This window comes from Peribacillus muralis (assembly GCF_001439925.1).
GTDB classification, from domain to species: domain Bacteria; phylum Bacillota; class Bacilli; order Bacillales; family DSM-1321; genus Peribacillus; species Peribacillus muralis.
In genome coordinates this window covers 13,174-13,846 of sequence record NZ_LMBV01000042.1, presented here as the reverse complement: position 1 = coordinate 13,846, position 673 = coordinate 13,174, and the positions used below count along the sequence as shown (strand labels likewise).

General features: G+C 54.1%; 1 pseudogene. It reads right to left on the bottom strand.

What is annotated here, in order from left to right:
- Positions 1–673: pseudogene (locus ASU00_RS26495) on the bottom strand (collagen-like domain-containing protein); the annotation flags it as partial.

Sequence of the window (673 nt, the reverse complement as noted above, 5' to 3'; positions counted from 1 at the left end):
TTGAGCACCTTGTGGTCCTTGAGCACCTTGTGGTCCTTGGAACCCTTGCGCTCCTTGGAACCCTTGTGGGCCTTGAGCACCTTGTGGTCCTTGAAATCCTTGTGGCCCTTGAGCACCTTGCGCTCCTTGGAAACCTTGTGGTCCTTGAACACCTTGTGCCCCTTGGAAACCTTGTGGTCCTTGAACACCTTGTGGACCTTGGAATCCTTGTGGTCCTTGGAATCCTTGTGGCCCTTGGAATCCTTGTGGTCCTTGAGCACCTTGTGGACCTTGGAATCCTTGTGGTCCTTGAACCCCTTGCTCTCCTTGGAATCCTTGTGGTCCTTGGAACCCTTGTGGTCCTTGGAATCCTTGAACGCCTTGTGGACCTTGGAACCCTTGTGAACCTTGGAATCCTTGAGCACCTTGGAACCCTTGTGGACCTTGGAATCCTTGTGGACCTTGGAATCCTTGTGGTCCTTGGAACCCTTGCGGACCTTGGAACCCTTGCGGACCTTGGAACCCTTGCGGACCTTGGAACCCTTGTGGTCCTTGAAATCCTTGTGGACCTTGAACCCCTTGCGGTCCTTGGAATCCTTGTGGTCCTTGAGCACCTTGTGGACCTTGGAACCCTTGCGCTCCTTGAACCCCTTGTGATCCTTGGAATCCTTGCTCCCCTTGTGCACCTTGTGGA